The organism is Okeania sp. SIO2C2 (genome assembly GCF_010692625.1).
GTDB lineage: Bacteria > Cyanobacteriota > Cyanobacteriia > Cyanobacteriales > Microcoleaceae > Okeania > Okeania hirsuta.
In genome coordinates this window covers 314,777-323,234 of sequence record NZ_JAAHGM010000007.1, presented here as the reverse complement: position 1 = coordinate 323,234, position 8,458 = coordinate 314,777, and the positions used below count along the sequence as shown (strand labels likewise).

Here is an 8,458-nt window from a genome sequence, read left to right as displayed (position 1 = left end):
TATTAACTCCATTCCCACCATCTTGTTTAGCAGAATAAAATAAAAGCTGTTGCGGGAGAAGCTGATTTTCCCATTCTTTCACAGCTTTTTCTCCAGATTTAATTGCTTTTTCTATATCTGTTTTATTGAGGGATTGAGCGAAGCTTTTACCTCCTTTTTCCCAAGCAGTATCCCACAATGAATCTGCTATTTTTGATAATCCCCAACCTGCTAAACCTACTAAACCTGCTTCCATAATTTTATATTTAGTGCCGCTATGCGGAAGTTAAAAGTTAAATTTATATTTATTCAGTGGCGAAATTTTGTTTTTTAGTTGAATAAAAAGTCATGCGTAGGGGCGAGTTACACCCAATTCTTCAATCATATCACAATTTTTTTGGCGATGCAAGAGGAAAATCTTTGCCGTTTTTTTGGAGCTTCACAAGATGATATTTTTGGGTTTGTGCATATAGCGATCGCAGAGCAAGTGCGGTAGCTACATTACTTCTACATGAGTAAATATATGGATGTGTTGATGGGGCGGGCAAATTTGGTGTATGCCACTTCTTTCCGGAATGCTTCACAGGATGATAATTTTCTGGATTTGTGAATATAGCCTTGGCGTAGCAAGTGCGGTAGCTACATTACTTCTACATGAGTAAATATATGGATGTGTTGATGGGGCGGGCAAATTTGGTGTATGCCACTTCTTTATCTGAGTGCTTCACGGGATGATGATTTTCTGGTGCTTTGGTGTCTGAGTATCTCTTCTACATATTCAGTGACTAAATCCTGTTTTTGGGTTGAATCAAAAGTCATGCGTAGGGGCAAGTTACACCGAATGGTTAAATCGTATCACAATTTTTTTGAGGATGCAAGAGGAAAATCCTTGCCGTTTTTTTTTGGAGCTTCACAGGATGATGATATTCTTTGGTTTGTGAATATAGCGATCGCAGAACAAGTGCGGTAGCTACATCTCTTCTACATGAGTAAATATATGGATGTGTTGATAGGGTGAAAATTTTTCCTGTCGCTATTTCTTTATCTGAGTGCTTCGCAGGATGATAATTTTCTCTGCTTTGATGGTGTAAGTTTCCCTTCCATAAGTATTCAGTGGCGAAATGGTATTTTTTAGTTGAATAAAAAGTCATGATTAGGGAAAAATTGCACCCAATGATTACATACTATCACGATTTTTTTGAGGATGCAAGAGGAAAATCCTTGCCGTTTTTTTAGAGCTTCACAGAATGCAGATTAATCATCCATGTATCTGTGGCCAAGTCCTTGTCTAGCAGTTGCTCAAATGTAATAGTAAGTAGTTGAAGGTAATTTCAGTTATCAGTTAGTCTCTTCTGGAGGAGCTAGGCTAACAGTACCTCTGCAATCAGGAGGCTTTAAATCTGGAATATTATCTTTTCTCTTGGTCGATGGTCGGTCAGGGAGGAGACCCGTTCTTGCAGACCCGCTCCGCTGTTAGCGTTTGCGGTAGCATTCCGGAACGGAAAGCTTTGCGGTAGCAAACGCCATTCCATCCTACGGGAAGCTCCGAAGATCGACCGCTTTTTATCCCCTTAAAAGGGGAGGCTTCAGACCACAATTTTTCGGTAAAATTGAACAACTTATGTTTTACCCTGATACTTAATCTAAAAATCATTACCACTAAGCAACGCCAGAATTGAACTTCTGACTTCTGACTTCTGACTTCTGACTTCAGTAAAGTGCTAGACATCAAAACTACAGGATTAATTTGCAACTTTGCATAAATCAAGCAATACTGTTAGCCCAATTTTTAGCCCATTCCAAAGTCTGCTTAACCTGCTGCATATCCGCAGCTTCACAATAAAGTCGCAAAACAGGTTCAGTACCACTAAACCGAATCAATAACCAACGACCATCAGCTAACCGCAACTTATACCCATCTATAGTCAAACAATCAACCACTTTTTGTCCGGCAACCTCTGTCAAAGGATAACTTTGTAACTGCTCCAACAAACGCGATCGCACCTCCATATTAGGCAAAGGTAAATCTATCCTGTCATAAACAGAACTAAAACCTGTTTTTTCTTGAAGTTTGCCGTAAATTGCACTTAAATCTTCACCAGACATTACCACTGCTTCTAACAAATAGAGTGCTGATAATAAAGCATCCCTTTCCGGAATATGAGTACCATAACCAATACCCCCAGACTCTTCTCCACCCACAAGCACCTGAGTTGACAACATCCGGTCGGCAATATATTTATAACCAATGGGAGTTTCAAAAATTGGCATATTATATAATTGTGCCACCTTGGGAAATAGATCCGAACCACTAATAGTCTTTACAACTTCCCCACTAAACCCATGCCTAGTTGTCAGATGTTCTATCAGAATAGGAATTAAAATTTGGGAGCTGAGAAAATTACCCTCACCATCCATAGCAGCAATGCGATCGCTATCTCCATCAAACACTAATCCAATAGATAAACTTCCCTGATTTGCTGCTCGATAACTTTTCATTTCTTTAAAAAGTTTACTCAAATAGCGAGGCAAAGGTTCAGGAGCACCACCATCAAATAAAGGATCGCGATTACCATTAACTTCTTGAATTTCTACTCCCAATATCTTTTGCAACCCTCCAGCAGCAGCACCGTGCATTACATCTGCAAAAACTTTTAATTTCCCCTCATTAATCGCAGACTTAATGTTGTTAATATCTACCATTTTTTGTAGAGTTTCACAATAACTCGGCCAAGGATTAAAACTTTCTATTTTGCTCCCCTGAACCGGATTTTTTTCTACTTCAACTGTTAATAATTCTTCTATTTGTTGTGTAATTTCTGGAGGAACTGATCCACCAAAAGCACCCTTGACTTTTAACCCTAAATATTTTCCTGGATTATGACTAGCAGTCATGACGATTGCCCCAAGAGCTTGTTTTTCAAATGCTGCCCAACTAAAAGCAGGAGTAGGAGCATAAGTTTCTGTTAACAGCACATCAAAACCTGCATTTTTAATAGCTTCAGCAGCAACTTGGGCAAATTCTTCAGCCATAAATCTACGGTCGTAGCCAACAATTAATGTTTTACTATTATTCGTAGAATCAGCATAATTTTTCTCTAAAATTCGCGCTGCGATTGGTGCTACTAAAGAAACCCGTTCAAAAGTAAAATCATCAGCTATAACACCGCGCCAGCCATCTGTTCCAAATTTTATTGGTTTAGCCATACCATAAATCTCTTTAATATATAGATTTGTTTGTTTAATTATCGCAATTAGGAATCAGATGTGAGAATTGAGGTATTCCTTTAAAGCATAGAATATAGTAGTTATCTTATTCTTATGTATTCGTTTCTTCCCTCCATACCTATTTCCTATTCTCTCCATACCTAAAACAAAAATCTCCAATATCTCACAACTAAAATCATATTGCTATATTTGCTTTAACTCTCAGCTTTTTCCCCTTTTTTTCTATACATAATTATTGTCGAAAAGAAGAGGGAAATAAGAAAAGTTGCTTCCTTATTCCCAGGGTATTCAGTTACCAATGGATAATGGATAATTGATAATTAATCCCCAAAGGTTTAAAGTCTCTCATAAGCAAGGAGAAAGAAGAAATAATATTTCCTTATATTCAATTCCGTAACGGTTTTAACCAGAGGTAATTATCCATTATTCATTATCCATTATCAATTAATGAATAGCCATTAAAAGAATGCAGGTTGATGGCGAATTAAGCTCAGGTATTCCTCTCTAACTTTCTGATCTTCCTCAAATAAACCAAGCATAGCGCTGGTAACAGTCCAAGACCCAGGTTTTTGTACTCCTCGCATTACCATAGACGTATGAGTAGCTTCTATGACAACTGCAACGCCTTTTGGTTCTAAAACTTGTTGAATTGCCTCAGCAATTTGACGGTTGAGTCGCTCCTGAACTTGCAATCTACGGGAATACATTTCCACAATCCGAGCTAGCTTACTAAGACCTACTACTTTTTGATTGGGAATATAAGCTACATGAGCTTTTCCCATAAATGGTAACATATGATGTTCACAAAGACTAAAAAGATTGATATCTCTAACTAGAACCATTTCGTTATGACCTTCGTCAAAAATGGCATTGTTGACAATTTCTTCAAGGGATTGATTATATCCTTGAGTAAGGAATCGCATTGCTTCTGCAACCCGCTTAGGTGTCTTGAGTAATCCTTCTCGTTTAGGATCTTCTCCTACTGATAGTAACATTGTCCGTACTGCCTCCATCATTGCTCCATTGGTCTCTTCAGCAGGAGGTTGTTGCCTTATTGGTTGACCATTAGATGAGGAACTGCGGTCAGGTCGGTGAGAAATACCATTTGTAGCTGCATCTGAAGTTTTAGCACCATTGGTACTGATTGTGTCATTGGAAGCGTTGGAAAAAGTTTGAGTCATAATAGATCCGGATCAGATTTAAAAAAAAGCAAGTTGTATCTTGACCTAACTTTTGCTAGGCAATTTAGCTTAGAGCACAGCTCTCTGTTCATTGGCGGTAATCAGTTTTAGTTATTAATTAGCAATGAACTATGAGAATGGGAATTTTTCAATTTCTCTGCTGTAAGTGTGACACCGAGCAAGAATCTATTTTCACAAGTTATTACTTATCATAGAAGTAAGTAAATTACAGTCTAAGTTGGTATCAGGAAAGTATTAAGAATTCTCCGCAACTATTTCTATTTTAGGATGTTATCATGGTGAAATAGTTAAGTTCAATTCCAATAAGTTTCTTGACCCTAGAGAGGGGTATCGATCAACCCAGGGAGAATTGGCTGTAATACTAACTAAGTAGTTATTTCTTTTCTTGTTATTATTTCATAAGGAGCTATGAAGCAAAATTGACTGGACACAGTATATCCCCTTTTTGTGAAAATACTTGGTCATTAACGAAACCATACTCACTACTTTAATAATTATGCCAGAAAGTCAGTCGTGCATGGTTAATTAAGATTGCTTGAATAAATTTAAAAACAATGAAAGAAAAAAAAATTATCTAGATTCTATTGAATTTTATTAATTTTGCCAGATAAAATGTTTGAGAGTTATGAGAGCAATATTTCCCTAGCTAGAGTATAGATTAAAAACTACTGAGGTTATTTTAATAACCGTTTACTTGATCTTAATTAGGGTTGACACTATAACTTAATTTCTAGTATAACCTAAAATCAATTTATTAAAAGCATACTAAATTCTCATCACTTCATTAAATTACATTTTATTGTTGTGTAGATCATCTGTTGAATATTCCCAGAGTAGAAATAATAAGCCACTAATAAATCGTCTTTCTTATCCATCTTTTGGATTTAATCAAAAAAATTAACTGGATATAGATACAGAAGATTCATCCATCGAAAAATAAAGATTTTATTCATGCCAATTGATTTGATTAATGGGATAATAATTTGTGACTTTTGACTTCCACGAAGCGGTTGACCAGAAGACAAAATCAATTTCAGTTTTTAAGTTTCCAAAAATACTCCTATGGAACGGAACTTTTGATAACGTTGTTTTCGGCGTTCCTGACTGCTGATCTTAGTTAATTCTTCTATATTGCTAACTATGGCCTTTTTGAGGTTTTCTGCTGCCTGTAATGGGTTAGCATGAGCCCCACCATTTGGTTCTGGAATGACATGATCGATAATCCCTATATTTTTTAAATCCCAAGAGGTTATTTTTAAAGCATCTGCTGCTTGAGAAGCTTTACCGGCATCTTTCCAGAGAATTGCTGCACAAGCTTCAGGACTAGCAACTGTATATACAGAATGTTCTAACATTAGTAGGCGATCCCCCACTCCAATCCCTAACGCTCCACCTGAACCACCTTCTCCAATCACCGTACAAATTATTGGTACATCCAGATGAAACATTGCTCGTAAATTGTATGCTATCGCTTCTCCTTGTCCCAATTTTTCGGCTTCTATACCTGGCCATGCACCAGGAGTATCAATAAAGGTCAAGATTGGCATTCCAAAGCTATTGCCATGTTCCATTAGCCTCATTGCTTTGCGATATCCTCCTGCTGAGGCCATACCGAAATTACGGGCTACATTATCTTTCGTATCTCGTCCTTTTTGATGACCAATAATTATCATTGGCTTTCCATCTATTCTGGCCAAGCCACCTACTATTGCTGGGTCGTCACTACCACCGCGATCGCCATGTAATTCGATCCACTCATCACAAATAGCTTGGATATAATCCAGAGTGCTTGGTCGCCTTGGGTGGCGAGCTAACTGTAGTCTTTGTACGGGGGAAAGACCATTAAAAATTTCTTGACGTAGTTGAGTTGCTTTAGCTTCTAGTTGGCTAATTTGCTCAGAGACATCTACACTACTACAGTCTTTAGCTAGTTCACGAATCTGATTTATGCGGTTTTCTAATTCTGCTAGAGGTTTTTCAAAATCTAGGAGAATTTTACGTTCTGATTTGGGCACACCTAGTTTTTATTTTTAAGTTTCACTTTAACATTGTTAAGTTTACCACAGTTCATCAGTTTTTTGATTAACGTAGTAAGGCTATCCATAGAGAAGCATCTACAATTCCATCTTGCTGTTGTCGATATTTCCTTTGAGCCATCTTAACAGCAGTTTGAGTTTGAAGGCCAAATATCCCATCTATTTTTCCCTTTAAAAATCCTTTGGCCTTAAGACGTGGTTGTAACCCTCTGACTGCATTACCTCTCATGCCAATTTTGAGAGTTGGTAAATCTATACGATTAGAGGTTTCTATCTGTGAATTAATTGTGGTTAGGGACTGATTAGTTGTAGTAGTCGCAGAAGTTTGATTTTTGGCACAGTCACAACTTGAATCTGTATTGTTTGTTGTAGTTTCAGTGACATCTAAGGATGTTGGGGTAGCTGGTAATAAACGATTCCAAGTATTTTGGTCAACAATTCCATTTGGGATTAACCCTACATCTTCTTGAAATTTAACAACTGCTGCAGCGGTGCTGTCTGAATATATTCCATTGACTTGGCCAAGATAATATCCCATTAATTTCAAAACTCCTTGTAGTTGGGATACTTCTTCTCCCTGACTACCTGTTTTGAGTATTGGTCGATTAATAGAGATGGGTTCAGAATTAATTTCTAAAGGTATTTGTGCCCATGTAGTAGTTAGGCTACTTAAATTTATTATTAATAGGCTGAAAAAACTTAAGCAAAATACCCAAGTTGAATTTTTTCCAATTTTGACTGCTATGTTTATTAAGTCTCTTAATTTTAACATTACACTGACCGAATCATTAACGCTTAAAGTCTTTCTTAGTCTGTGCCAGTATATAAGGATCAAAAATCAAAAATCCTTCTATACCAAATTCATTTGTAAGCTGCATAGAATAATATCTCGATCGGGGTCTATTTCAAATCCAGTACCATGGGTTTCATTAATTGATAATTGATAATTACCTCGGGTTTTAGCCTTTACGGAATTGAAGATCAGGAAATATTATTTCTTTTTTACCCTTAAAAGGGGAGGCTTTAAACCATAATTATTTAATTATTAATTATTAAATAATTAGATGGGGAGGTCGATAAATATTTGGTAATGGTTGAAGATGGAACATTTTTTTATACCGAATTAAACGGATTTGATATAACTCTAGATCGAGATAGACAAGTTAATAAATTTCATAATTCTCTGTCACTTCACATAAAATTTGTATGACATCCAATACCTAAGATATAACAAGAGATATAACAAGTAATTTTGTGCAGTTTCAGTTCAAATTGGTATTAGTCAATCCTCTTAGTTTTCAGTATATGTAATTGTTAATTATTAATGATTAATTATTGATTTTTTAGCAGCATTTCGTAAGTCTATTGCTATTATTTTTCCTCTAAAAGTATGGCTGATAATTGTTTTTAAATTTCATCTATCATCAAGATTTTGATAGAGGCAAATATTATTTCAAAATCAATAAATATATTTTTTTCAATAAAATTAAAGCTCCAAAATTACATAAGAATTCAAGGCTTAATTTTAAAATTAAATAATACCAATTTCTCCAAACAATTCTCTACTTATTGAATACTTCAGTTATTAAGTAATAAATTATTCTCAGTAATTTTTTTAGCAATTCTATCATGTCCAGATCATTAGCGATCGAAAAACTTTCTCCTTTTTCTCCTCTTTATTCTTTCTTCCTTCCTGAGGACTGAGGACTCCGTTATTTATTTAGGGTTTGCTGAATAAATCTAAAAGTCTTTACAGATAAAAGTTTTAGCCTTTTTAACTATCAAAAAGTACGAGGTTTTAGGTGGTAATTGTTCAAAAATTTAGGATTTTGGGCAAAAGTTGGGCAGAAAAATCACTCTTACAAAACTTAGCTCCTACCTCCTCTATAATTCCCCTAACTCCTGAGGACTGAGGACTGAGGACTGACTCCTACCCCTACTAAAAGACTAGTGAAGCGCAAACCCTATTTATAAGTATTCAACCGGATATGATATTACAGCATATTCCATGTG

At 36.1% G+C, this 8,458-nt stretch carries 6 protein-coding genes; 1 reads left to right on the top strand and 5 read right to left on the bottom strand.

The window, feature by feature from the left end; translation table 11 throughout:
- A partial coding sequence (locus F6K18_RS07940; RefSeq protein WP_287519937.1) for a hypothetical protein occupies positions 1-235 on the bottom strand: 235 nt, incomplete at its 3' end.
- Between the two features lie 444 nt (positions 236-679).
- On the opposite strand from F6K18_RS07940, the gene F6K18_RS07935 reads away from it, so the two are divergent.
- The gene (locus F6K18_RS07935; protein ID WP_287519936.1) at positions 680-949 is read left to right on the top strand and encodes a hypothetical protein; all 270 of its coding nucleotides are present in this window, start codon (positions 680-682) and stop codon (positions 947-949) included.
- A 794-nt stretch (positions 950-1,743) separates the two neighbouring features.
- Here F6K18_RS07935 and F6K18_RS07930 read toward each other — a convergent pair.
- The 4 genes from F6K18_RS07930 to F6K18_RS07915 form a co-directional block, all read right to left on the bottom strand.
- Entirely contained in the window at positions 1,744-3,186 is a 1,443-nt protein-coding gene (locus tag F6K18_RS07930; protein ID WP_287519934.1) for a phosphoglucomutase/phosphomannomutase family protein, read from the bottom strand.
- 479 nt (positions 3,187-3,665) lie between these two features.
- A complete protein-coding gene (folE, locus tag F6K18_RS07925) occupies positions 3,666-4,388 on the bottom strand; it encodes a GTP cyclohydrolase I FolE (RefSeq protein WP_287519933.1) in 723 nt (240 codons plus the stop codon).
- A 1,061-nt stretch (positions 4,389-5,449) separates the two neighbouring features.
- Positions 5,450-6,424 carry an acetyl-CoA carboxylase carboxyltransferase subunit alpha gene (locus F6K18_RS07920; RefSeq protein WP_287519931.1) on the bottom strand — a complete coding sequence of 325 codons (975 nt, stop codon included), beginning with the start codon at positions 6,422-6,424 and terminating at the stop codon, positions 5,450-5,452.
- Between the two features lie 67 nt (positions 6,425-6,491).
- Positions 6,492-7,217: a peptidoglycan-binding protein gene (locus tag F6K18_RS07915; protein WP_287519930.1), complete on the bottom strand. Its 726-nt coding sequence runs from the start codon at positions 7,215-7,217 to the stop codon at positions 6,492-6,494.
- Between the last annotated feature and the right edge of the window lie 1,241 nt (positions 7,218-8,458).